Annotated in this window: 22 protein-coding genes; 20 read left to right on the top strand and 2 right to left on the bottom strand. The window is 34.3% G+C overall.

The features are described 5' to 3' along the window. Positions 1-6: 6 nt before the first annotated feature. From CACET_RS09720 to CACET_RS09655, 14 genes are all read left to right on the top strand, one after another. Positions 7-4,302, top strand: a complete 4,296-nt coding sequence (locus tag CACET_RS09720) for a PolC-type DNA polymerase III (RefSeq protein ID WP_082058283.1) — start codon at positions 7-9, stop codon at positions 4,300-4,302. 202 nt (positions 4,303-4,504) lie between these two features. Next, on the top strand, positions 4,505-4,969 hold the full coding sequence (rimP, locus tag CACET_RS09715; protein WP_044825907.1) for a ribosome maturation factor RimP: 465 nt from the start codon (positions 4,505-4,507) through the stop codon (positions 4,967-4,969). 11 nt (positions 4,970-4,980) lie between these two features. Next, a complete protein-coding gene (nusA, locus tag CACET_RS09710; protein WP_044825906.1) occupies positions 4,981-6,024 on the top strand; it encodes a transcription termination factor NusA in 1,044 nt (347 codons plus the stop codon). A 13-nt stretch (positions 6,025-6,037) separates the two neighbouring features. Further along, positions 6,038-6,310: an RNase P modulator RnpM gene (rnpM, locus tag CACET_RS09705; protein ID WP_044825905.1), complete on the top strand. Its 273-nt coding sequence runs from the start codon at positions 6,038-6,040 to the stop codon at positions 6,308-6,310. After that, a complete protein-coding gene (locus CACET_RS09700) occupies positions 6,300-6,605 on the top strand; it encodes a L7Ae/L30e/S12e/Gadd45 family ribosomal protein (RefSeq protein ID WP_082058282.1) in 306 nt (101 codons plus the stop codon). Before rnpM ends, CACET_RS09700 begins: the two co-directional genes overlap by 11 nt. A gap of 23 nt (positions 6,606-6,628) precedes the next feature. Then, on the top strand, positions 6,629-8,719 hold the full coding sequence (gene infB / locus CACET_RS09695) for a translation initiation factor IF-2 (protein WP_044825904.1): 2,091 nt from the start codon (positions 6,629-6,631) through the stop codon (positions 8,717-8,719). Positions 8,720-8,740: 21 nt separating this feature from the next. Beyond that, the gene (gene rbfA, locus CACET_RS09690; protein WP_044825903.1) at positions 8,741-9,130 is read left to right on the top strand and encodes a 30S ribosome-binding factor RbfA; all 390 of its coding nucleotides are present in this window, start codon (positions 8,741-8,743) and stop codon (positions 9,128-9,130) included. Continuing rightward, a complete protein-coding gene (locus tag CACET_RS09685; RefSeq protein WP_044826000.1) occupies positions 9,111-10,082 on the top strand; it encodes a DHH family phosphoesterase in 972 nt (323 codons plus the stop codon). Before rbfA ends, CACET_RS09685 begins: the two co-directional genes overlap by 20 nt. 4 nt (positions 10,083-10,086) lie before the next feature. Then, positions 10,087-10,971, top strand: a complete 885-nt coding sequence (truB, locus tag CACET_RS09680; protein WP_044825902.1) for a tRNA pseudouridine(55) synthase TruB — start codon at positions 10,087-10,089, stop codon at positions 10,969-10,971. Positions 10,972-10,983: 12 nt separating this feature from the next. Then, a complete protein-coding gene (locus CACET_RS09675; protein WP_044825901.1) occupies positions 10,984-11,925 on the top strand; it encodes a bifunctional riboflavin kinase/FAD synthetase in 942 nt (313 codons plus the stop codon). A gap of 85 nt (positions 11,926-12,010) precedes the next feature. Continuing rightward, the gene (gene rpsO, locus CACET_RS09670) at positions 12,011-12,274 is read left to right on the top strand and encodes a 30S ribosomal protein S15 (RefSeq protein ID WP_044825900.1); all 264 of its coding nucleotides are present in this window, start codon (positions 12,011-12,013) and stop codon (positions 12,272-12,274) included. A gap of 195 nt (positions 12,275-12,469) precedes the next feature. Next, positions 12,470-14,593: a polyribonucleotide nucleotidyltransferase gene (locus tag CACET_RS09665; RefSeq protein WP_044825899.1), complete on the top strand. Its 2,124-nt coding sequence runs from the start codon at positions 12,470-12,472 to the stop codon at positions 14,591-14,593. A gap of 106 nt (positions 14,594-14,699) precedes the next feature. Beyond that, a complete protein-coding gene (locus tag CACET_RS09660) occupies positions 14,700-15,431 on the top strand; it encodes a polysaccharide deacetylase family protein (protein ID WP_044825898.1) in 732 nt (243 codons plus the stop codon). Positions 15,432-15,494: 63 nt separating this feature from the next. Beyond that, positions 15,495-16,748 (top strand): M16 family metallopeptidase, encoded by a 1,254-nt coding sequence (locus tag CACET_RS09655; protein WP_044825897.1) that lies wholly within the window; start codon positions 15,495-15,497, stop codon positions 16,746-16,748. Positions 16,749-16,972: 224 nt separating this feature from the next. On the opposite strand, the gene CACET_RS09650 is transcribed toward CACET_RS09655, so the two are convergent. Both CACET_RS09650 and tnpA read right to left on the bottom strand, forming a co-directional pair. After that, positions 16,973-18,070, bottom strand: coding sequence for an RNA-guided endonuclease InsQ/TnpB family protein (locus CACET_RS09650; RefSeq protein ID WP_201777347.1), 1,098 nt, complete (start codon positions 18,068-18,070; stop codon positions 16,973-16,975). Positions 18,071-18,074: 4 nt separating this feature from the next. Beyond that, positions 18,075-18,473, bottom strand: a complete 399-nt coding sequence (gene tnpA / locus CACET_RS09645; protein WP_044826404.1) for an IS200/IS605 family transposase — start codon at positions 18,471-18,473, stop codon at positions 18,075-18,077. Between the two features lie 121 nt (positions 18,474-18,594). On the opposite strand from tnpA, the gene CACET_RS09640 reads away from it, so the two are divergent. From CACET_RS09640 to pgsA, 6 genes are all read left to right on the top strand, one after another. Further along, positions 18,595-18,858, top strand: a complete 264-nt coding sequence (locus tag CACET_RS09640; RefSeq protein ID WP_044822858.1) for a YlmC/YmxH family sporulation protein — start codon at positions 18,595-18,597, stop codon at positions 18,856-18,858. 96 nt (positions 18,859-18,954) lie between these two features. After that, positions 18,955-19,701 carry a ClpP family protease gene (locus tag CACET_RS09635; RefSeq protein ID WP_082058058.1) on the top strand — a complete coding sequence of 249 codons (747 nt, stop codon included), beginning with the start codon at positions 18,955-18,957 and terminating at the stop codon, positions 19,699-19,701. Between the two features lie 328 nt (positions 19,702-20,029). Then, on the top strand, positions 20,030-22,270 hold the full coding sequence (locus CACET_RS09630) for an FtsK/SpoIIIE family DNA translocase (protein WP_052661184.1): 2,241 nt from the start codon (positions 20,030-20,032) through the stop codon (positions 22,268-22,270). A 60-nt stretch (positions 22,271-22,330) separates the two neighbouring features. Next, the gene (gene mnmH / locus CACET_RS09625) at positions 22,331-23,401 is read left to right on the top strand and encodes a tRNA 2-selenouridine(34) synthase MnmH (RefSeq protein ID WP_053072941.1); all 1,071 of its coding nucleotides are present in this window, start codon (positions 22,331-22,333) and stop codon (positions 23,399-23,401) included. Next, the gene (gene rimO / locus CACET_RS09620; RefSeq protein ID WP_044822860.1) at positions 23,398-24,738 is read left to right on the top strand and encodes a 30S ribosomal protein S12 methylthiotransferase RimO; all 1,341 of its coding nucleotides are present in this window, start codon (positions 23,398-23,400) and stop codon (positions 24,736-24,738) included. The genes mnmH and rimO overlap by 4 nt, the downstream gene beginning before the upstream one ends. Next, the gene (gene pgsA, locus CACET_RS09615) at positions 24,722-25,258 is read left to right on the top strand and encodes a CDP-diacylglycerol--glycerol-3-phosphate 3-phosphatidyltransferase (RefSeq protein ID WP_044822861.1); all 537 of its coding nucleotides are present in this window, start codon (positions 24,722-24,724) and stop codon (positions 25,256-25,258) included. The genes rimO and pgsA overlap by 17 nt, the downstream gene beginning before the upstream one ends. Positions 25,259-25,308 lie beyond the last annotated feature (50 nt).

Below are 25,308 nucleotides of genomic sequence, written 5' to 3'. Positions count from 1 at the left end.
AACCAAATGGATCCTTTAAAACAAATAAATTTTTATGACTTTGCTAATGCTTTTGGGATCAAACCAATAGCTTCAATAGAAAAAACATTTCTAGCAGGACTGAAGTTTTATAAAAAAAGCAAGAAATTAGCTATAAACTTAAAAGCTTCTGAAATTATTCATCAAGAAGAATTATACTTTTTAACAAAACAGTTAAAGAAAAATATTGCAGATATAAAAGATGTGGAGATTCATGTAAACTATCATGTTCAATTTCAGTCTTTAGAGGAGTTAATAAACTTAAACTGGAAAAATCTTTTGTTTCTTCTCAAAAAAGAGATTCCCTCTATCAAGGCAGTCGAAGGACAATTGACCTGGGAAATAAAAGACGATATATTCTCTATTAAAATACCAGAAACTTTTCTTACCCAGAAGGCGAAGGAACGTAATATAGAAAAAAAAATACAGGATTATTTTAAAAAACAGTTTGATACATCTATAAAATGTGTAATTTTTTCTCATGCTGAAAAGGATTTTGATTTATCCATTTACGAAGATCAAAAAGCAAAAGAAAATGTTCTTTTGCTAGACAAAATGAAAAAAGAAGTTTCTCTTCAAGAAAAGAGTCAACAGAAACCTAACGAAAAAGTTTCTAGCCGACCTTCTTCTATTCTTTTAGGAAAAAACTTTTCTGGTAATGTCATCAAGTTAAGTGACTTAGGAAATGACTTGGAAGTGGTAGTAGTAGAAGGAGAAGTTTTTCATATTGAGGATAGACTATTGAATAGTGGTAAAACCTTAGTTACTTTTCATATCACTGACTATAGCAGCTCTATTACAGTTAAGGTTTTTGAAGGGAAAAATCAGTCCCCTAGCATGAAGGAAACCTTAAAGAAAGGTCAATACATTAGAGTAAAAGGTGAACTTTTCTATGATAAGTATGTAAGGGAAAATGTAATTATGGCTACAGATGTAGTATCTGTAACAAAAGAGGAGAAAAAAGACTTAGCTGAGAAAAAAAGAATCGAATTACATCTACATACCCAAATGTCTTCTATGGATGGTGTCAGTAACACAACTCAGCTAATAAAGACAGCGGCAAAATGGGGTCATCCGGCTATTGCTATAACCGACCATGGGGTAGTACAAGCTTTTCCTGAGGCAATGGAGGCATCAAGAGAGCATGGAATAAAAGTGATTTATGGTATGGAAGGTTATCTTGTAAATGATGAGGACAAATTAGTGAATATAGATGAAGAAATATATTCATTGGAAGATGAATACATTGTTTTTGACATTGAAACCACTGGATTATCTAATAAAAATGATAGAATTACTGAAATCGGGGCAGTGAAAATAAAAAATAAGCAGATTGTAGATCGATTTTCTACACTGGTTAATCCACAAGCCACCATACCTCAAAAAATTATAGAGTTAACAGGAATTACCAATGAGATGGTTCAGGAGGCGCCTAGCATTGAAGAAGTATTACCCAGTTTTCTAAACTTTGTAGGAGGCAGTTGTCTAGTTGCACATAATGCTGACTTCGATATGGGTTTTATTAGAGTAAATGCAAAAAAGCTAGGCTGTGATTTAAGTAGTCCAGTAGTAGATACGTTGAAGTTATCTAGAGTACTATTGACCCAGTTAAAGAGGCATAAATTAAATGTTGTTGCAAAAGAGTTGGGGATTCCATTGGAGAATCACCATAGAGCAGTAGAGGATGCTGAAGCTACAGCAAAGGTTTTTATTAAATTTATAGAAATGATGCAGGATAAAAGTATAGCTACTTTACAGGAGATTAATCAACATTTAGGTAAAAAAGTAGATATATCAAAATTAAACACCTATCACATTATGGTATTGGCACAGAATCAAGTGGGGTTAAAAAATCTATATCATCTTGTTAGTGAGTCCCACTTACATTATTTCTATAAAAAACCTAGAATACCTAAAAGTTTGCTAAATAAATATAGAGAGGGACTCATCATAGGATCTGCCTGTGAAGCAGGGGAACTCTTTCAAGCACTGTTAAATAATGCTGCTACTGAAGAAGTAGAAAAAATTGCTAAGTACTACGACTATTTAGAGGTTCAGCCCTTAGGAAACAATGGTTTTCTTATAGAAAAAGGTATCCTCAATGGACTAGAAGAGATAAAAACCATCAATCAGAAAATTGTTGCTTTGGGGGATCGATTCAGTATACCTGTTGTGGCTACTGGAGATGTGCATTTTTTGCATCAACAAGACGCCTATTATAGAAAAATACTGATGACAGGACAAGGATTTAATGACGCAGACAACCAAGCCCCTTTATATTTAAGAACTACAGAGGAGATGTTAAAGGAATTTCTTTATTTAGGAGAAGATAAAGCTAGAGAAATCGTGATAGATTATCCTAATCAGCTGAACGAGAAAATAGACCCTTTAATTCCTATTCCTGATGGAACCTTTCCTCCAGAAATCGAGGGATCAGAAGAGGAACTAAGGCGTCTATGCTACGAAAAAGCTGAAAGAATCTATGGTCATCCTCTCCCTAATATAGTGAAGGATAGACTAGATAGAGAAGTAAATTCTATTATCAACAATGGTTATGCGGTTATGTATATTATCGCTCAAAAACTGGTAACAAAATCTTTGAAGGATGGTTACTTAGTAGGTTCAAGGGGTTCAGTAGGTTCCTCTTTTGCTGCTACCATGAGTGATATTACTGAAGTAAACCCTTTACCACCCCACTATGTCTGTCCTGAATGTAAATTTTCAGAGTTTATTACAGATGGTTCCTTTGGTTCAGGTGCAGATTTGCCGGATAAAACCTGCCCTAAATGCCAGCATCAACTTATAAAAGATGGACATGATATACCCTTTGAAGTTTTCTTAGGCTTTGAAGCAGACAAGGAACCAGATATAGATTTAAACTTTGCTGGGGAATATCAAAGTGAAGCCCATAAATATACGGAGGAGCTTTTTGGAGAGGGTAAGGTTTTTAGAGCAGGAACCATAGGAACCATTGCGGATAAAACTGCCTATGGGTTTGTAAAAAAGTACCTAGAAGAAAAACAAGTTAGTTATAACCAAGCAGAAGTGAATCGTTTGACAGCTGGGTGTACTGGTGTTAAAAGAACTTCTGGGCAGCACCCTGGCGGGGTTATGATTGTTCCCAGTAACAGAGATATTCATGAATTTTCGCCTATACAATATCCTGCAAATGATTCTAACGCTGGTGTGATTACAACCCATTTTGATTATCATTCTATTAGTGGTAGGCTGCTAAAGCTAGATATTCTAGGCCACGATGTTCCTACCATTATTAAAATGTTGGAGGATATTACGAAACTAAATGCTCAAACGATACCATTAGACGACAAAATGACAATGGGGATCTTTACTTCCACCAAAGATTTAGGTATAGAGGATAAGGATTATCAATGTGAAGTAGGAACCTTGGGTATACCAGAGTTTGGAACAAAATTTGTAAGACAGATGCTGGTAGATACCCAACCTAAAACCTTTGCAGAACTTTTTAGAATCAGTGGACTGTCCCATGGAACGGATGTATGGCTAAATAATGCACAGGATCTCGTAAGAAATAATGTAGCAGAGCTAAAGGATGTTATTTCCACTAGAGATGATATTATGAATTACTTAATTTTAAAGGGACTGCCGGCTAAAGCTTCTTTTAAGATCATGGAGAATGTAAGAAAGGGCAAAGGCCTGAGGCCAGAAGATGAAGAGATGATGGAAGAAAACAATGTACCAAAATGGTATATTGACTCCTGTAATAAAATAAAGTACATGTTTCCCAAAGCTCATGCAGTGGCTTATGTTATGATGTCCTTTAGAATTGCTTACTTTAAAGTACACTTCCCAGAAGCTTTTTATGCCACCTACTTTACTATGAAGGCAGAAGACTTTGATGCTGATTTAATTGTTAAAGGAAAAGAAGCAGTAAAAAATAAGATTATAGAATTAGAGAACATGGGCAATACTATGACAGCGAAGGAAAAAAATCTGCTGACGGTCTTAGAGGTGGTACTTGAAATGTACTGTAGAGGCATAGGACTGCTGCCGGTAGACTTATATAAGTCTGATGCAGATCGCTTCATGATTACAGGTGAAAAGCTGCTTCCTCCACTGAAGTCTCTACAGGGAGTTGGACAAAATGCAGCTAGGAGTATTATGGCGGCTAGAGAAAATGGAGAATTTTTATCTTTGGAGGACTTAAGAGATCGAACTAAAGTAACAAAAACTGTTATAGAAGCTTTGATCCAGCACGGATGTATCCAAGATTTACCTAGAACAAACCAACTTTCGCTCTTCTAACTTGCAACACAAGATAGTTTATGGTATACTCAAGGTAACAATATAGGTTTATTCTATAAGAGTGGGAAGACGCCCACTCTTTCCTATTATTCAGAATGAATATGAAAACACTACATAGAATGATCTTAACGAGGAATAATTATAAAAAAAATTACAAAATATACAAGTATAAATTAAAACTAAATATTAGGGAGGTTATAAAATGGGGAAAGTCAAAGTAGAAAAAATAACAGAAGAATTGGTAACCCCAATTCTAGAAAATGAAAACTTTGAATTAGTTGATATTGAATTTAAAAAAGAAGGACCCCATAAATATTTGAGAGTGTATATCGATAAACCAGAGGGGATCACACTGGATGATTGTCAAAAGGTCAGTGAACAATTGAGCGAAAAACTAGATGAATTAGATCCTATCGAAGAAAATTATTTTTTAGAGATTTCTTCTCCAGGTTTAGATCGACCACTTAAAAAAGATAGTGATTTTGAAAAGTTTCAAGGTGAAAATGTAGAAGTAAAGCTATATGAAGCTATCGATAATAAAAAGATCATAGAAGGTGAATTAATAGGTTTGGAAAATGACACAATTAAATTAAATACAATAGATATGGGTTTAGTAGAGATACCTAGAGAAAAAGTTGCGATTACTAAGCTTGCTATCAAATTTTAGGGGGTATAAGAATGAGTACAGAGTTTATAGAAGCTCTAGAGCAAATCCAAAAAGATAAGGGTATCTCAAAGGAAATACTAATTGATGCAATCGAGGCAGCACTCATCTCTAGTTATAAAAGAAATTTTGGTTCAGCACAAAATGTAAGGGTTGAAATCAATAGAGAAACTGGAGAAGTACATGTATACTCGCAAAAAAGAGTTGTAGAAGAGGTAGAGGATGATCTATTGGAGATCAGTTTGGAAGAAGCAAAAGAAATCCATAGAAATTATGAAGTAGAGGACATTATAGAACGAGAAGTAACCCCTAGAAATTTTGGAAGAATAGCAGCTCAGACTGCAAAACAGGTGGTTGTTCAAAGGATTCGGGAAGCAGAACGTGGTGTGGTATATGAAGAATTTATTAACAGAGAGTCGGATATTATCACTGGCACCATAGCTAGAGTAGCAAAAGGTATTGTTTATGTCAACCTAGGGAAAACAGAAGCAACCTTGAGTCCTACAGAACAGATACCTAATGAGCAATATACACATGGAGAAAGAATCAAAACCTATATTGTGGAGGTTAAGAAAACCACCAAGGGGCCTCAGGTGATGGTTTCTAGAACCCATCCAGGGTTGATTAAGCGATTATTTGAATTAGAGGTACCAGAAATCCACGAAGGTGTGGTAGAAATTAAAAGTATTTCCCGAGAGGCTGGCTCAAGAACAAAAATAGCTGTGGAATCAAAGGATCCTAATGTAGATGCAGTTGGAGCCTGTGTTGGGCCAAAGGGAGCCAGAGTGCAGGCAATTGTAGATGAGTTAAGGGGAGAAAAAATTGATATCATTAAGTATAGTGAAGATCCAAGTGTATTTATAGCTAGTTCTTTAAGTCCTGCAAAAGTGGTTTCTACAGAGGTAAGTGTTGAAAATAAAACAGCCAAGGTAGTAGTTCCCGATTATCAACTATCCTTAGCAATAGGCAAGGAAGGTCAAAATGCAAGATTAGCTGCAAAGTTAACTGGTTGGAAAATAGATATAAAAAGTGAAAGTCAAGTAAAATCTGCTGACTAAAGGTGGTGAACCTATGAAGGTAAGAAAAATTCCACTAAGAAAATGTATAGGTTGTAATGAAATGAAGGGAAAAAAAGAGTTGATTAGGATTGTTTGCAACAAGCAGGGGGAAATCAATGTGGATCTTACAGGAAAAGCTCATGGTAGAGGTGCTTATATTTGCAATAATAAACCTTGTTTTGAAAAGATAAAAAAATCAAAAGCCCTGAATCGTGCATTTCAATCAGAAGTCCCCCAAGAAGTTTACGAAAGATTGGTTAAGGAGATTAGCGACAGTGAAGAGTAAAGTTAGTAATTTGTTAGGGTTGGCTATGCGGGCTGGCAAGATTGTATCAGGGGAAGAAACCTGTAAGAAGGAGTTGAAAAGAAGTTTATACCTAGTGATCGTTGCTGAAGATGCTTCTGACAATACCAAAAAGGTCTTTTCTGACAAATGTAGTTATTACCATGTACCTTTAAAGTTTATGGGTACAAAGGATGAGTTAGGACACTGCATTGGCAAAACTTCTAGAGCTACTATTGGTATTAAGGACAAAAAATTTGCAACAACACTTTTAAACTGTATAGATCATGAGGACTAGATTTCATTTAGGGGGTGATTACTTTGTCAAAGATAAGGGTATATCAATTGGCAAAACAATTAAATGTTAGTAGTAAAGAATTAATTGAAAGAATGAAGGAACTATCGGTAGAAGTTGGAAATCATATGAGTACCATAGAGGATGAAGATGCAAAGCTATTATTAGAGTTATTTACAGAGGGAAGTACAAATAATACTGAAGAAAAGCAAAACGATGAAAAAAATGAAGCTTACCCAGAGCCTGAAGCTACAAAAAGCAATGAAGGTCCATTAAAAAATGAAATAGATAAAAACATAAAAAAGAGTGAAAACAAAAAAAATAACAGTTCTTCTCAAGAAGAACCTAATCCTATGGAAGAAAAAGGTGAACAAGTGATACAAATAGAAGAGAAAATTATTGTTAAAGATTTTGCAGAAAAAATTAAAAAGAATCCTAATGAAGTGATAGGGAAATTGATTAAGATAGGGGTTATGGCTTCTATCAACCAAGAGATTGACTTTGAAACAGCTAAAACAATTGCCGATGAATTCGAAATAGAAATCGAAAAAAACATGGAGATAGTAGAAGAAGCTACTGACTTCTTTATCCCAATGGATAAAGAAGAAGATTTGAGGTCTAGACCGCCAGTAGTAACTGTTATGGGGCACGTTGATCACGGGAAAACTTCTCTGTTGGATGCTATTAGAGAGACCCATGTAACGGAGAAGGAAGCAGGGGGTATTACTCAACATATAGGAGCTTCAGAAGTAGTGATTGATGGAAACAAGATTGTACTTTTGGATACACCAGGTCATGAGGCTTTTACAACCATGAGGGCAAGAGGAGCAAAGGTGACAGATATCGCTATTTTAGTAGTGGCGGCTGATGATGGTGTAATGCCACAAACTGTAGAGGCAATCAACCATGCAAAAGCTGCAGGTGTACCGATTATTGTTGCTATCAATAAAATGGATAAAGAAGGGGCCAATCCTGACAGAGTAAAACAAGAGTTATCTGATCATGGCGTAGTTATAGAGGAGTGGGGCGGAGATGTCATCAGTGTGCCCGTTTCAGCTCTTAAAGGCACCAATATAGATACCTTGTTAGAAATGATTTTATTAGTAGCAGAAATAGAAGAATTAAAGGCAAATCCTAATCGTAGTGCTATAGGGACTGTTATTGAAGCAGAATTAGATAAAGGTAGAGGTCCTGTGGCTACAGTACTTGTACAAAACGGCACCTTAAAGGTGGGAGATTCTGTAGTTATTGGCACAACCTTTGGTAGGATAAGAGCTATGGTAAATGATAAAGGGAGACGTGTAAAACAGGCGACACCTTCTACTGCTGTAGAAATAACTGGTTTTTCGGAAGTGCCAGAAGCTGGAGATCAAATGATCGTTGTAGAAGATGATAAGACTGCTAAGGAGATTGCTAATAATAGAATAGATAAGGTGAAGGAAGAGCAAATGAAGAAGAGTCAAAGGATTTCTTTAGATGCTCTGTATAGTCAGGTGCAGCAAGGGACTATTAAAGAATTAAACCTTATCATTAAAGCAGATGTGCAGGGTTCTGTAGAGGCAGTAAAACAATCTATTGAAAAACTATCTACTGATAAGGTGGTTATTAAGGCCATCCATGGTGGGGTAGGTGCTATTACGGAATCTGATGTTATGCTGGCTTCAGCTTCTAATGCTATCATTATCGGCTTTAACGTTAGACCTACTTCTAGTGCAACAGCCTTAGCGAAGAAGGAAGAGGTAGATGTAAGAAGCTATAGAATTATTTATAATGCTCTGGAAGATATTGAAGCTGCTATTGAAGGTATGTTAGATCCTGAATACAAGGAAGTAGAACTAGGAAAAGCAGAGGTCAGAGCAACCTTTAAAGTTCCTAACATTGGTGCAATTGGCGGCTGTTATGTCATTGAGGGTAAAATTTTAAGAAATGCTAAAGTAAGATTAGTAAGAGACGGTATTGTTATTCATGATGGTGTGATAGGATCATTAAGAAGATTTAAAGACGATGCAAAAGAAGTAGCTACTGGATATGAATGTGGTATAGGTATCGATAACTTTAATGATCTAAAAGAAGGAGATATTATCGAAGCTTATCAAATGCAAGAAATTAAAAGATAAAGAAGAAAGGATGAGGATACCTTGGCATATCCTAGAGTAAGCAGACTAAACGAAGAAATGAAAAAATATATTAGTGATATCATTAGAAATGAACTAAGGGATCCGAGAATATCATCTATGGCAAGTATTATTGCAGTAGATGTGACTAGAGATTTAAGATATGGCACTGTGTATATAAGTGTTTTAGGTACTGAAAAAGAAAAACAAGAGACAATAAAAGCTTTGCAAAAGTCCGCTGGTTATGTAAGAAGAGAAGTTGGTAAAAAAATCAAAACAAGATATACGCCAGAAATTCTCTTTAAGTTAGATGAGTCTATTGAAAAGGGAATAGATATGTATCATAAAATCTCTAAGGTGAGTCAAGAACAAGGTATTCAAGAGGAAGAAAATGATGGGATCAATGAGGAATAATCCATTATCTTTATTAAATATAAATAGTAAAGTTGCCATTTTATCTCATGTATCCCCTGATGGAGATAGTTTAGGCTCTTTAATTGCTTTGGGCTTAGCTATCAAGAAGTTATGCGATGAGGTTTGTATTTTTAGAAATGATATATTTCCTGGAAAATACAAATTTTTACCAGAATATCAACAGGTTGAAGAGTATAAAGAAGATCAACCGCAGATCTTTGATTTTTGTTTCATACTGGACTGTGGAGACGCAAAGCGTTTAGGCTATAGTGAGGTTATTCTGAATAAAAGTAAAAAGATTATCAATATTGATCATCATGTAAGCAACACTGAATTCGGAGATATCAATCTTTTAGATACAAACGCTTCTTCAACCTGTGAAATGGTATACAATCTGCTGAAGGATTTTCAATTACCATTAGATAAAGATATAGCAACTTGCTTATATACGGGTATTGCCACGGATACAGGCAATTTTGTTTATGATAATACTACTGCTTATACTCACCAAGTAGTTGCTGACCTGATGGGATTTCATATAGATCTTCATAAAATTTCTTATCATCTCTATCAAAATAAACCTTTGAGTAGTGTAAAGCTTCTTGCTCATGTATTAAATCATATGGAAATATGTTTTGATGGAAAAGTAGCAATAATAACGGTAGAAGACGAACTGTTGAAGAGTTTTAATATTTCCTCTAATGACGTCGACGGCGTGATTAATTATGCAAGAGACATAGAGGGCATTGAAATAGCTATACTATTAAAGGAAAACACAAACAAAGAAGTAAAGGTAGGTTTTAGGGCTAAAAAGGATGTAGATGTAAGTTTATTAGCAGGAAAATTTGGTGGCGGTGGTCACAAAAAAGCTTCTGGAGCAGCCATTGAAGGTACAATAGAGGAAGTAAGGAAGAAGCTTGAAGAACAAATAACAATAGATTTAGGTTGGTGATGGTTTGAAGGGTATTTTAAATATTTTAAAACCTCCAGGAATGACTTCCCACGATGTAGTGTCGAGGGTAAGAAAAAAAACAAGAATTAAAAAAGTGGGACATACGGGAACTTTAGACCCTAATGCGGCAGGGGTATTGCCAATTTGTATTGGACAAGCAACGAAAATTTCACAATTTTTGTTGGACAGTACAAAGCGATACAGAGCTGAATTAACATTAGGTATACAAACCGATACCCAAGATACTTATGGTAGTATCTTAGAAGAAAAGGAAGTAAAGGTTTCACAAGATGAAATAAAAAAAGCCATCTTAAGCTTTGTGGGAGAATATCACCAAATACCCCCCATGTATTCAGCATTGAAGGTAAAGGGTAAGAAACTTTACGAATTGGCAAGACAAGGGATAGAAATAGACCGTGAAGCTAGAAAAGTACAAATACATCAGATAAATATTATCAGTATGGTGGAAGATAAAGTTTTATTCGATGTAGTCTGTTCCAAAGGAACCTATATTAGGACATTATGTCACGATATTGGAAGGGTATTGGGCTGTGGAGGCGTAATGTCCTTTTTATTACGTACAGCTACCCATAACTTTGACATAGAATCTGCTATTACATTGGAAGAACTCCATGAAACGGAAGAAATTGAAGCTTATCTAAAACCTATTGATTTTCCCTTAGATCATATACTTAAAATTAATCTTGATGCTTCTTATGAAAAAGCAGCTTTAAATGGTAATAGAATATACATAAAGGACAACCTTTATTCTATTCCTACGGAAACAGAAGTAAGGATTTATGTAGAGGATGATTTTATAGGCATTGGTAATATAAAAGAAGATCATGAAAAAAAGAAGTATGTTAAATTTTCTAGACTCTTCACTTAAAGGAGCGTACTTATGGAGGTAATATACAATCATCAAGAAGTCAATAAAAAAATTGAAAAAGGTATAGCTCTAGGGAACTTCGATGGAGTACATATGGGACATCAAAAACTAATTCATCATTTATTGCAGAAGTGCCAAACCAAGAATCTACAACCCTGTGTTTATACTTTTATGAGTCATACAATGCCTGTTATTACCAATAAAGGTACTCTCCAATATATTACCAATATAGATCAAAAGAAAAAAGTGTTTGAGGATTTAGGTATTGAGCTATTGGTTCTAGATACATTTAGTAAGGAATTAATGGCACTTTCTCCAGAGGGGTTTGTAGAAAAGATATTAGTACAGGAGTTAAACTGTAAAGAAGTAGTAGTGGGATTTGATTATCGTTTTGGTTATAAAGCCGAAGGGAATCCTTTGTTACTAAAAAAACTTGGGGAAAAGTATGGATTTGAAGTAAGTATCATCGATGCTGTAATGATGGAAAACGAAAAGATCAGTAGCACTAATATAAGACAATACTTAAAAAATGGTGATATAGAAAAAGTAAATTTGTTTTTAGGCAGATACTTTTCTCTTTATAGTAAGGTGATTCATGGAGATGCTAGAGGAACAAAATTAGGATTTCCTACTGCTAATATTTTTGTTGATATCCTTCAACTAATCCCAAAGGCAGGGGTCTATGCAACCTTAGTTAAGACTGGAGGAGAAATTTATAAAGGGGCTACTGCAGTAGGTATAAAACCTACCTTTGAAGGCAAGACTCCTTCTATTGAAACCTTTATTATGGATTTTCATGGAAACTTGTATGATGAATATATAGAAATTTATTTTGTGAAAAGATTAAGGGATGAAATGAAATTTGATAGTCCAGAGGATTTAGTGAGACAAATCAATAAAGATATAAAAGAAGCAAAAAATCATTTACAATATAACTTAAATATGCTAAAATGATTAAGGTTAAAGAACCTATTCTCAGTAATTTGATTCACCGACGGTTACTTAGAATCAGGGGATATAAAATGAGGAGGTGAAAACCATGGAAAAAGATAAAAAACAATCCATTATTGGGGAGTATAAGACACATGATAGTGATACAGGTTCACCAGAGGTTCAAATCGCACTATTAACCGAGAGAATCAATCACTTAAATGATCATCTTAAGATGCACAAAAAAGACCACCATTCTAGAAGAGGACTTTTAAAAATGGTAGGTAAAAGAAGAAACTTACTTAACTATGTTAAAGAAATGAACATAGAAAGGTATAGAGAGCTTATCCAAAAATTAGGCTTAAGAAAATAATATAGAGCGGGATTTCCCGCTCTATTGTTTAATTTACATAATACTTATAGATGAAGGTACCAAAACTTTAAAAGTGTACATTTATAAAAAATAACATAAAGTAAACAGTAATTTATTCATACATAAAAGGAAATAATAATAATGCAGTAGATTAACATCAATGATGTTGATAATGAAAGGAGGAAACATACAATAATGATAAAAACTTTTAAAACTGAGATAGCCGGCAGTACTTTTGAAGTAGAGGTTGGAAGATTAGCACGGTTATCTAATGGTTCATGCTTGGTGAAATATGGAAACACAGCAGTATTAGTAAATGCTTGCGCTTCACAGGCTCCAAGGGAAGGCATTGATTTTTTTCCATTAAGTGTAGACTATGAAGAAAGATTATATGCAGCGGGTAAGATTCCTGGTGGCTTTATAAAAAGAGAAGGAAGACCCTCAGAAAAAGCTGTGTTGACATCGAGGCTTATAGACAGGCCCATCAGACCTTTATTTCCAAAAGGATACAGGAATGAGGTACAAGTAATTGCAACAGTACTGTCAGTAGACCAGGATTATTCTTCAGATGTTGTGGCGATGATAGGTTCTTCAGTAGCACTTTCTATATCAGATATTCCTTTTTATGGCCCAACCGGTTCTGTAAGGGTAGGTATGGTAGAAGGAGAATATGTGATTAACCCCAATAGTAAACAGAGGGAAGTTAGTGACCTAGATCTAATTGTTTCAGGAACAAAGGATGCTGTGATGATGATTGAAGCTGGTGCCAATGAATTAACTGAGAAACAAATGCTGGATGCCATTGCCTTTGGTCATGAAGAAATAAAAAAAATCGTAGCTTTTATCGAAGAAATTACAGCTGAGATAGGTAAACCAAAGCAAGAAGTGATTCTTTTTCAAGTAGATGCAGAATTAGATAAAGAAGTAAGAGCCTACGTAGGAACCAGAATACTAGAAGCTATTAAGACTGTTGATAAAACAGAACGGAATGAAAAAGTTGAAGTTGTGAAAACTGATACATTAGAATACTTTGCTGAAAAATACGAAGAGAATCAAAAGGATATAAAACAGATTCTAGACAGTATTGTGAAGGAAGAATTTAGAGGCATGATTCTTCGTGAGAAGAGAAGACCAGATGACAGAGGATTAGAAGAAATTCGCCCTATTTCCTGTGAGATTAGTATACTACCTAAAACCCATGGTTCTGCTTTATTTACAAGAGGGGAAACACAGGTTTTAAATGTAGCAACATTAGGTGCACTAGGAGAAGTACAAATCCTTGATGGTTTAGGTGAAGAACAGTCTAAACGATACATGCATCATTACAATTTTCCACCCTACAGTGTAGGAGAAGTAAGATTCCTAAGAGGACCTGGAAGACGTGAAATAGGACATGGTGCCTTAGCAGAAAGGGCTTTAGAGCCTATGATTCCACCTCAGGAGGAATTCCCCTATACAATAAGATTAGTATCAGAAGTTTTAGGCTCTAATGGTTCTTCTTCTATGGCCAGCGTTTGCGGTAGTACCTTATCTTTATTAGATGCTGGTGTTCCAATCAAGAGCATGGTAGCAGGTATTGCAATGGGACTAGTAAAAGAAAACGATGAGGTAGCCATTCTATCAGATATTTTGGGTATGGAAGACTTTTTAGGAGACATGGACTTTAAAGTTGCAGGTACTGAGAAGGGAATCACTGCAATTCAGATGGATATAAAAATTCATGGTATGGATCAAGAGGTAATGGTAAGAGCTCTAGAACAAGCAAGAGTGGGAAGGTTGCATATCATGGGTAAAATGAAGGAAGTTATTGATGCTCCAAAGTCAGAACTTTCACCTTATGCACCGAGAATAATTACTATGAAAATTAATCCAGATAAAATCAGAGATGTTATTGGTACTGGTGGAAAGACCATTAATAAGATTATTGAAGAAACTGGTGTTAAGATTGATATTGAAAACGATGGTACCATCTATATTGTTTCTGAAAATAGAGAGTCTGGAGAAAAGGCATTAAAGACCATCGAAAATATTGTAAAAGAGCCAGAGATAGGAGAAGTCTATAAAGGAAAAGTTGTGAAAATAACAAACTTTGGTGCATTTGTAGAAATTCTACCTGGTAAAGAAGGCCTGGTGCATATCTCTAACTTAGCCCATGAAAGAGTAAATAAGGTAGAGGACGTTCTTGCAGTAGGACAAGAGTTAGAAGTAAAAGTAATGGAGATTGATCAGCAAGGAAAAGTGAATTTATCTCATAAGGCTTTATTACCGAAACCTAGCGTGAATAAAGATAAAAAGCCAGAGGATAACAAGAAAGCATAAACCATAAGGTTTATGTTTTTTTATGAAATTTTATTTCTATAGAATAACTCTAGATTTTTAGAATAATATATTATCAAAGCCATTGTTAAAAAAAGGGGGGGAAGATATGATTGTTATTTTGAGCAAGAAATTTTTTCGTATTATTATTGCAATTATATTAGTACTTATAATAATTATCACAGGAACAATACTATATAGTAAGAAAACTGCTACCAGCACCACAACCAATTATGCCACGGTGAACAGACCAATAGAAAGAGGAAACGAAAATAGTAATTATATAGCAATTGCTTGTAATGTGGACTGGGGTAATGAAGTGATACCAGAAATATTAGAGATTTTAGAAGAAAAAGAAGTGAAAATTTCTTTTTTTGTTACTGGAAGATGGGTAAAGGCTTTTCCAGAGATGTTTGAGGAAATTGTTAAGGCAGGCCATGAAATTGGCAGTCATGGATACCAACATCTTGATTACAGCAAACTAACATTGGAACAAAACAAAGACCAAATAAAACAGACGGAAGAAATTATTATGCAATATAGTAATCAAAAACCTTCCTTATTTGCACCTCCCTCAGGAGCCTATAATGAATATACGCTAATCACTGCTCAAGAACTAGGTTATAAAACTATACTATGGTCTATTGATACCATTGATTGGCGCCAGGGAAGCACCAAGGATGTTATCGTCAAAAGAGTAATGGAAAAGCCTAATCATCATGGTGCTATTGTATTAATGCATCCTATGCCAGAAACAGCAAAGGCCTTGCCTGCTCTTATAGATCAGTTGCAGGAAAAAAGTCTTAAGGTTGGCAGAGTAAGTGATGTGCTGGTGGATTAGGTTGCATATAGGACCAAACTACATTATAATGAATAAGAGAAATCAGTTACATAGGAGGATAAAATGTATAAAAAACATACACTAGACAACGGTTTAAGAGTAGTAACAGAGCATATACCCTTTGTTAAGTCGATTTCAATCGGTGTTTGGATTGAAACAGGATCAAGATATGAAACAGCTGCTAATAATGGGATTTCCCACTTTATAGAACATATGCTGTTTAAAGGGACTGCCACAAAGTCTGCTAAAGAAATAGCTGAAGTAATTGATGGTATAGGAGGACAAATCAATGCCTTTACTAGCAAAGAGTGTACCTGTTATTATACCAAGGTTTTAGATACTCACTATGCCTTAGCTATTGATCTTTTAGCAGATATGTTATTTTCTTCTAAAATTGATGAAGAGGATATAGAAAAAGAAAAAAGTGTTGTATATGAAGAAATTAGTATGTACGAAGATTCTCCAGAAGATTTGGCTCATGATTTATTATATCAGTCTATTTTCAAAAATAGTTCTTTAGGCTTTCCTATATTAGGAACCAATGATTCCCTCGAATCTATAGGTAGAAGTCATATTATTGATTATATGAAAAAGTACTATACTGCTAATAATGCGGTCATATCTATAGCAGGTAACTTCGATGAAGATCGTCTATTAAAAGTGATAGAAGAAAAATTTGGTCATTGGGAAAAAGCAGAGACATTGGTAAAGAAAGATGAAGTACTTCAATATAATTTTAATCATGTGTCAAGATCAAAGGATATAGAACAAGTACATCTTTGTTTAGGTTTTAAAGGAATTCCGATGGGACAAAACAAATTATACCCCTTACTTGTTGTCAACAATATATTAGGAGGAAGTATGAGTTCTAGACTCTTCCAAAATATTAGGGAAGAAAAAGGATTGGCTTATTCCATTTATTCTTACCCTTCAAACTACAAAGGCGGAGGGTTACTAACCATTTATGGCGGTATGAGCCCTAATCAGGTAGAAGAAGTAGGTGGATTAATTTACAAGGAGTTAGAGGAGCTGCGTACAAAGGGACTAACTTCCTCAGAGCTAAATAAATCAAAGGAACAATTAAAAGGAAACTATATTCTAGGGTTAGAAAGTACAAGTAGCAGGATGTCATCTATAGGTAAATCTGAACTGTTACTCAATAAGATCTACAGTCCTAAAGAAATTATCCAAAAAATTGACACAGTGAAAATGGAGGATGTTGAAGAAATAATTAAGGAAGTTATTGACTTAGAACATGTTGCTTCAACGATTGTAGGAAAAGTAGAAAAGGATTTTGTGTTTAATAAGGCTAAATAACTAGCCTTATTTTTATGTAGTAAATATCATAAATAATCTTATCATAAATGATAATGAATATATAGGTAGATAATGAATATATTTAAAGTAAGACAAGTTGACACTCCCACAGCTAAAGCAGTGGGATTCTTGAGTGATTAAACCGAAGTACATTTCTGCTATCGGAGTATGACCTCAAGCTTAGGGTATGCCATTACCCCTCCTAGAGCAGTACATATAGTACCCTAGGCTAGTAGACTTTTACCATCTACTACAGGTGCATTAATTATATTTATAGCACCTACTCTATCCCTATGTGTTTTAAAACCACAGGAGCATTTATATTTTCTATCTCTTGCTTTATTTAGTTTCTTACATTCAGGGCATATTTGAGAAGTGTATTTAGGATCAACATATTCAACCTTTATCCCCTTCAATAGTGCCTTATACTCTATGAATTGAGCTAGACGATAGAATGACCATGTATGTAGATTTTTTTCGTTTCTACGGCTTGTTCTTGCCGTGTTTCTGATATTCGTTAATTTTTCAAGCCGAATATCAGAAACATTATTATTTACTGCAAAATTAATTATTTCTCTACTTACTTTGTGGTCTTGGTCTGTCATCCAACGTTGTTCTTTATCATCAAGCTTTTTAATGACTTTAAGCTTCTTGGCTTTTCCAAGTTTTTTACGTTTCGCTTTATATTTACGTTTGACGTATTTATTTTGCCTACCGTTTCCAAAAAAAAACGTTTTTCCTGAATCGGTTACAGCTACAGCAGGAACTTTTAGGCCTAAGTCAACACCCATTACAACATCACCTTTAACTATATGAGATACTTTTTCAACACTTATTTGAGCGATATATTTATTGCTTTTCTTAGTTATACGCAATGCTCCCAAATGACCTTCTAGTTGTTTTAGCTGATAGTCTGTCATGATAGTTCTAGTTTGAATACGCTGCGATTTCCCATCTATAATAACGGGAAAACTAAGAATACCGTCTTTAAGTGAATAATTTTGATTATTCCATATACAGACAGGTTTTTTAAGGGTAGCTACATTGATTACTTTTTGTTTATCAGTAGGCAGTTTGGAATTAGCCTTGATAGCTTTCTTGTACTTAGTACAGATACTTTTGGCATCTCTAATAGATTGATTTTTCACTGCACTTGGCATATTTGCAAAAACATCTTTAGATGATAGCTTTACTCTTTCTTCTGATTGGAGCGTAGATGAAACAAGGCTATTAACAGTATGGATATATTCTTTTGATATAGATTCTATTAGTTGTACTTGTTCTTTTGTCAAAATAATATTAAATTTTACTGTTATCTGCATTGTTTCACCCCCTTGTTTTTTGTTCTTCAACATATCGTTTTATAGTTTCACTTGATACATTTCCTGCGGTAGATACAAAATAGCTTCTTGTCCAAAGACTTGGCAAATGTCGCAGATGTTTAAATTCCTGCCTTAATAATCGAGAAGTCACTCCTTTCACTTTTGCCATTATGTCTGCTGGACTTAAATGAGGAAGTGCATTGACAAAAAGATGGCAGTGGTCTTTATCACATTCTATTGCCAAAATTTCTATTTCAATGTCTTTACAAATCTCATTGAGAAGCTGTTTAAATTTTATTTCAACTTCTCCAACTAGAACTTTACGTCTGTACCTTGGACAGAAAACAAAATGATAGTTTATTAAAGATACTGTTGTTTGTGTTCTTCTATAATCTTGTCCCATATATTTATAGTATCAGTTTTAAACTGAAACTGCAACAAGAAGATTAAAAGAAACGCCTTTCATCCCACGATTGAAACCGTGGGCTTTCAGGCGAATTTACTGTAAAATAGGGAGGGATATTATGCGATTTAGTGCAATGGGAGGCAAAGAAATTGTTAACCTATGTGATGGAAGCCGCTTAGGTGTTATTGCTGAATCAGACTTGCTAATTGATGAAAAAACAGGAAAAATAGTAGCTTTATTAATACCAGACGACAAAAATTTCTTGAATTTTTTTTCAAATAATTCTGTGTTAGAAATACCTTGGGAAGCTGTAAAAAAAATAGGAAATGATATGATTATCATCGAACTAGAGGATGAGAAGAAGAAAAAATACTCCTTATAAATAAAAGTATAAAGACATATCATAATTCAAGAATACTTGTCTGCTAAAAGGTAAAAATAGTATTAGCGTTAAAAAAATAGCTAGGAGTGAATTATGATGAGTCAATATAGATTAAGATTAAAAAATACAGAAGATACAGGAGAAAACTCTCCAAAACATGAGGGAGGTAATGGAGAAAATCCAGAACTATCAAATATTAATGCTTTAGGTACTCAAAATATACCTACAACAGATCCAGTAGATCAAAAAATCCATACTTTAACCATTATAGGACATATTGAGGGACATACAGTGGCTCCTCCTCAAAACAAAGCTACAAAATACGAACATATTATTCCACAACTTATTGCAGTGGAAGAAAACCCTAATATAGAAGGCTTATTAGTAATATTGAATACAGTAGGGGGAGATGTAGAAGCTGGTTTAGCAATATCAGAACTGCTCCATAGTTTATCAAAGCCTAAAGTTACTTTAGTATTAGGTGGAAGTCATAGTATAGGTGTTCCTCTTGCTACTTCAGGTGACTATTCTTTTATTGCTCCTACAGCTACTATGACAATTCACCCTATTAGGATGACAGGACTAGTGATTGGCGTGCCTCAAACCTTTAAATACTTTGCCAAAATGCAGGATAGAATTACCGATTTTATTATTAGGACCTCAGGAATTAGTAAAGAAACCTTGATGAGTTTAATAAGCTCTACAGACGAACTTGCCAATGATGTTGGCAGTATCCTCATAGGAGAAGAAGCTGTAAAGTATAAGCTCATTGATGAGGTTGGTGGATTAAATAAGGCAATGCAAAAGCTGCAGGAACTAATTCAACAGAGAAAAGAAAATTAATCACCTTGTTTAAAGTGTTAATATTTTATATTAGCACTTTATTTTATTGTAATCTATAGAAAACACTTACTTTGTTTTTAGAGGAAATTTATGATAAAAAATATAAAATTTGTAGTATACTAAATTATGTTGTAGAATGATAGATAGATGTCCTTCTACAAAAGCCTATTTCCCTAAAAAATTCAGCTATGTTAAAAATAGATGTTGGTATTGAAAAAAATCCTCTAGTCAAAAATCAACAGTAGTGTTTAACAGAGCGAAAAATCAAGTAAAAACAACAGATATTATGTTACAATACATGTTGTACATATTAAGAGAGGTGATTCGATTGAGTAGAAAAAGAAAAAAAGGCAAAGATGCTTTTATTTCATTAAAGGAGGAATTTAATAATGAAATATATGGTATCTTTACTATCGCATTAGGTCTTATTCTTCTAACAGCGTTACAGAGCAACAGCGGGGGTAAGGTAGGGGAAGGGCTTAAATATTTATTAATGGGTTTGTTTTCTAATATTGCACTTATTCTTCCTTATGTCATGGTGTTACTAGGTGTGTTGATTTTTATTAATAAGCCCTTTTGGAAAGAATTAAAGGGAAGGTTGTTTTTTATACTGACCTTTTTATGCTTATTAGTATTTAGGACACTTTTAGAACTGTCTCTTATAGAAGCGTTGACGGAGGCAAGTTTTTATGAAGCTATAAAGACTATGTTTGCTAAAGGGACAGAAGGCATTGGTGGCGGTGCTGTAGGAACTGCTATTACTTATTGGCTGGTGAGTTTATTTGGACAAATAGGTACTTATATTATTATTATAACTTTGTCTTTAATCTCCATTATTATTTATACGAAAATTTCTTTATTGGAGTTTACCATTAAACTGAAGGATTATGTAGGAAAAATTTTCTACAGTGCTGGACAGCTTATCTATGGCTTTAAAGTGACTCCTCAGAGTAAGAAAAGGAAGCTTAAAGAAAAGGAAGATCCTTTAGAAAACCAGTTAACAGCTGTAGAAAGTAATGTTGAAGAAAAAATAAAAATACTGGACTACACAGTAGTAAGCAAGGAAGATCTACAGGAGAATCCATTGCCAGAAAAGCAGGAAAATGAACCTCCTATTTTAGAAATGGAAACTTACTCTTCTGACGAACATATTCAATATGAAATACCAAGTATTGATTTGCTAGATGAAATAAATCATCTACCTAACAAAGATGATAAAAGAAAGATCGTATCAAAGGCAAAAACTTTAGAGGAAACCTTGAAAAACTTTGGTGTTCAAGCTAAAGTATTACAGGTAAGTAAAGGACCTGCCATTACTAGGTATGAGCTGCAACCCAGCATAGGTGTTAAAGTTAGCAAAATTGTTAACTTAAGTGATGATATCGCCTTGAACCTAGCGGCACCTGCCATCAGGATAGAAGCACCTATTCCTGGAAAGGCGGCAATAGGTATAGAAATCCCCAATGAAGATGTGACGATTGTTACCTTGAGAGAGATCATCGATAGCGAGTCTTATCAGTCTTTACAATCAAGCTTGCCCTTTGCTTTAGGTAAGGATATCTCAGGCAGCCCTTTTATTACAGATATTGGTAAAATGCCCCACTTGCTTATAGCAGGAGCCACTGGTTCAGGTAAAAGTGTCTGTATCAATACCTTAATCTTAAGTATTCTATATAAGTCCACCCCAGAAGAAGTGAGACTTTTAATGATTGACCCTAAGGTTGTAGAGTTAAATCATTATAACGGTATTCCTCATTTGTTAATTCCTGTAGTAACAGATGCAAAGAAAGCAACCAGTGCCTTAAATTGGGCAGTACAGGAAATGACCCAAAGATATAAAACCTTCAGTGAAAATAGTGTAAAGGATATTGCAGGATATAATAAAAAGTTTCAAGACAATAAATTGCCTTATATTATTATTATTATAGATGAGTTAGCAGACTTAATGTTAGTAGCTGCTAATGAAGTAGAGGACTCTATCTGTAGATTAGCACAAATGGCTAGGGCTGCAGGGCTACATTTAATTATAGCTACACAAAGGCCTTCTGTAGATGTGATCACAGGGGTCATTAAAGCAAATATACCTTCGAGAATTGCCTTTTCAGTTGCTTCTCAAACAGATTCCAGGACAATTTTAGATATGGGAGGAGCAGAAAAGTTATTAGGTAAAGGGGATATGTTATTTTATCCTATTGGTGCTAGTAAGCCTATGAGGATACAAGGAGCCTTTGTTTCTGAAAAAGAAGTAGAAGAAGTTGTGAATTTTATAAAGAATCAAGTAGAAAGACCTAGTTATGAAGCTGAGATTATTGAAAAAATTGATCAAAACAATATTCTTCAAGATAATACAGATTCAGATGAATTATTCGAAGAGGCATTAAAAATTGTTATACAAAGTCAACAAGCTTCTATTTCTATGTTGCAAAGAAGATTAAAAATTGGCTATAATAGGGCTGCGAGACTTATAGATGAAATGGAGGCTAAGGGCATGGTAGGGCCCCATGAAGGAAGTAAGCCAAGACAAGTCTTAGCAGGCAAAGAGGTTTTACAACAGGAAAGTAACTGTTAGAACCAGCTAGAACTTCTGCTTATAAAAGGAAGCTTTACAAAGGATAAAAAAATTAAATTTGTGGGTGATAAAATAAGTATGTTGAAGGCCATTGATGTTAAAGATGCAGTATATAAAGAAAAAAAGATATTTATTGACGTACGTTCTCCCTTTGAATATCATGAAGGCAGTATTCCAGAGGCTATAAATCTCCCATTATTTACGGATGAAGAGAGAGTAGAAGTAGGAAGTGTTTATAAAAACAATTCTGTTGAAGAGGCTAAGGCTTTAGGGGTGAAGTTTGCTTCTGCTAAGCTGAGTAATATTTATGAAACCCTATCAGAAATCAGTAAAAAAAATGAAGCAGTGATTGTATTTTGTGCAAGAGGAGGTCTAAGAAGCGGCTCTGTTGTAAGCTTTTTAAATAATCTAGGTGTAGCTGTGTATCAACTACAGGGAGGATATAAATCTTTTCGGAAGTTTACATTAGACTATCTAGAAAATATGCATAAATATCATGAGTTCATTGTTTTACATGGATATACAGGTGTGGGTAAAACCCAGATTTTAAATAGACTTGAAAGTGAGAAGGTTCCTACACTAGACCTAGAAGCTTTGGCAAAAAATACTGGATCTGTTTTTGGTAATATAGGTTTCGATGAAAAAGACATGACACAAAAAAACTTTGAAGCTTTATTGGTGAATACTCTTATAGAAGCAGAAAGCAAGTTCCTTGTGGTTGAGAGTGAGAGTAAAAGAATTGGCACTGTATTTATTCCAAATAATTTACATGAACAAATTATCAACGGAAGGCATGTATTGATTGAAACTACCATAAATAATAGAATAGACATATTGATAGATGATTACGTAAACAAACCTATAAATTCTGATGAGCTTTTAATAAAGTCTATTCATAATCTTACAAAAAGAATCGGTAAGGAGAAGGCAGGTCGGTATATTGATTATATTCAAAACAAAAAATATGAAGAGATTGCCAAAGAATTGATTATAAATTACTATGATCCTTTGTATAAACATTCTATGGCAAAATATGATTATGATTTATGTATAAATTATGATAAAATTGAAAAGGCGGTAAAGGCACTAAAAGACTATTACAATGAAATAGAAGGGAAGAAAAAAGAATGAATTTAAGTATATACTTAGAGTCCCTTGGATGTTCTAAAAACCTTATTGATGCAGAAATTATGCTAGGGTTACTGAATAAATATGGATATAAGTTAACAAATGATAAATTTAAAGCTGATGTGATTATTGTCAATACCTGCGGATTTATTGAATCCGCTAAAGAAGAATCTATTAATAAGATTATCGAAATGGGAGAACTAAAAAAAGATAAATTAAAGTTATTGATTATTTCTGGATGTCTAGGAGAAAGGTATGCAGAGGAATTAATGAAAGAATTACCTGAAGTAGATGCCATTGTTGGTACTGGAAACTATAACGAAATTATTGAGATTATTAACGAAGGCATAAAGGGAAATAAAACTGTTCGGATAGGAAATGTCGATAGTATTTATGATGAATCTCTACCAAGATATCAAATCACCCCTACCCATAGTGCCTATGTCAAAATTTCAGACGGTTGTGATAATTACTGTACTTACTGTATTATTCCTAAATTGAGAGGTAAATATAGAAGCAGAAAAATAGAGAATATTATAAATGAGGTACAACAGCTAGCAGAAACTGGTGTAAAAGAAATTATCTTAATTGCTCAGGATACCACAAGATACGGGATCGATTTGTATGGTGATTATAAATTTTCTGAGCTGTTGCAGCAGTTAAATGAGGTAAAGGGCATCCATTGGATTAGGCTTTTATACTGTTATCCTGAGATGATTACAGATAAATTAATAGAAACTATTGCAAAATATAATAAAATATGTAAATATATTGATATGCCCATACAGCATTGTAGCAATGAAATCTTAAAAAAGATGAACCGCAGGACCAATAAAGAAAGTTTAATAAAAACAATAAACAAATTAAGAAAGGAAGTACCGAATATTGTTATTAGAACATCCCTTATTGTAGGTTTTCCCGGAGAAGAAGAAAAACATTTTAATGAGTTATTAGCCTTTGTTGAAGAAATGAAGTTTGATCGCTTGGGAGCATTTACGTATTCTAGGGAGGAAGATACAGCAGCTGCTAAACTGCCTGACCAAGTAGCGGAGGATGTAAAAGAACAGCGACAAAAGAAAATTATGGAACTTCAACAAAGAATATCTTTATCTAAGAATAACGAAAAAGTTGGTAAGATACTAGAAGTTTTAGTAGAAGAAGAATTACAAGGCAATGGTGAATACTTGGGACGAACACAGGGGGATGCACCAGAAATTGACGGCGTAGTATATCTCCAAGCAAAAACCCCAGTAAAGATTGGCGATATTGTTCCAGTTAAAATAACAAGTGCTCTAGAGTACGATTTGATTGGAGAGAAAGCGGATGAATTTAGCGAATAAGTTAACTATTTTAAGGATATTTTTGATACCAGTTTTCATGATTTTTTTACTAAATAAAATTCCTTATGGTGTAGAAATTGCGGCCTTTATCTTTATTATAGCGGCTATAACAGATGCTCTGGATGGTTATGTAGCTAGAAAGAAAAATCAAATAACAACTTTAGGTAAGTTCATGGACCCTCTAGCGGATAAACTTTTAGTATCAGCGGCATTGATCTCTTTAGTACAGATGGGAAAACTATCTGCTTTAGTGGTGATTATTATCATTGCTCGGGAATTTACCATCAGTATTTTAAGGGCTGTGGCGGCGGCAGAGGGCGTGGTTATTGCAGCTAGTTGGTGGGGGAAGTTAAAGACAATTACACAGATTATAGCGATTATAGTAGTTTTAATAGACAATTTTCCTTTTAAGTATATTAATTTTCCTTTTGACATGATTATGGTGTGGGTAGCGGTGATTTTCACCATCATTTCTGGCGTAGATTATATTCGACTGAACAGTCATGTTTTAAAACATTAGAGAAATTTTGTCTGTATTTTATTGACTTCTTGATTGGATTACCTACAAAA

This window comes from Clostridium aceticum, from assembly GCF_001042715.1.
GTDB classification, from domain to species: Bacteria; Bacillota; Clostridia; order Peptostreptococcales; family Natronincolaceae; genus Andreesenella; species Andreesenella acetica.
This window is presented reverse-complemented; position numbering and strand designations above follow the sequence as displayed.

Excerpts from the sequence above, each read along its gene's own strand:
- CACET_RS09720 (WP_082058283.1), top strand. The coding sequence starts at position 7 with ATGGATCCTTTAAAACAAATAAATTTTTATGACTTTGCTAATGCTTTT.
- rimP (WP_044825907.1), top strand. The coding sequence starts at position 4,505 with ATGGGGAAAGTCAAAGTAGAAAAAATAACAGAAGAATTGGTAACCCCA.
- nusA (WP_044825906.1), top strand. The coding sequence starts at position 4,981 with ATGAGTACAGAGTTTATAGAAGCTCTAGAGCAAATCCAAAAAGATAAG.
- rnpM (WP_044825905.1), top strand. The coding sequence starts at position 6,038 with ATGAAGGTAAGAAAAATTCCACTAAGAAAATGTATAGGTTGTAATGAA.
- CACET_RS09685 (WP_044826000.1), top strand. The coding sequence starts at position 9,111 with ATGGGATCAATGAGGAATAATCCATTATCTTTATTAAATATAAATAGT.
- CACET_RS09675 (WP_044825901.1), top strand. The coding sequence starts at position 10,984 with ATGGAGGTAATATACAATCATCAAGAAGTCAATAAAAAAATTGAAAAA.
- rpsO (WP_044825900.1), top strand. The coding sequence starts at position 12,011 with ATGGAAAAAGATAAAAAACAATCCATTATTGGGGAGTATAAGACACAT.
- CACET_RS09665 (WP_044825899.1), top strand. The coding sequence starts at position 12,470 with ATGATAAAAACTTTTAAAACTGAGATAGCCGGCAGTACTTTTGAAGTA.
- CACET_RS09660 (WP_044825898.1), top strand. The coding sequence starts at position 14,700 with ATGATTGTTATTTTGAGCAAGAAATTTTTTCGTATTATTATTGCAATT.
- CACET_RS09655 (WP_044825897.1), top strand. The coding sequence starts at position 15,495 with ATGTATAAAAAACATACACTAGACAACGGTTTAAGAGTAGTAACAGAG.
- CACET_RS09650 (WP_201777347.1), bottom strand. The coding sequence starts at position 18,070 with ATGCAGATAACAGTAAAATTTAATATTATTTTGACAAAAGAACAAGTA.
- tnpA (WP_044826404.1), bottom strand. The coding sequence starts at position 18,473 with ATGGGACAAGATTATAGAAGAACACAAACAACAGTATCTTTAATAAAC.
- CACET_RS09640 (WP_044822858.1), top strand. The coding sequence starts at position 18,595 with ATGCGATTTAGTGCAATGGGAGGCAAAGAAATTGTTAACCTATGTGAT.
- CACET_RS09635 (WP_082058058.1), top strand. The coding sequence starts at position 18,955 with ATGAGTCAATATAGATTAAGATTAAAAAATACAGAAGATACAGGAGAA.
- rimO (WP_044822860.1), top strand. The coding sequence starts at position 23,398 with ATGAATTTAAGTATATACTTAGAGTCCCTTGGATGTTCTAAAAACCTT.
- pgsA (WP_044822861.1), top strand. The coding sequence starts at position 24,722 with ATGAATTTAGCGAATAAGTTAACTATTTTAAGGATATTTTTGATACCA.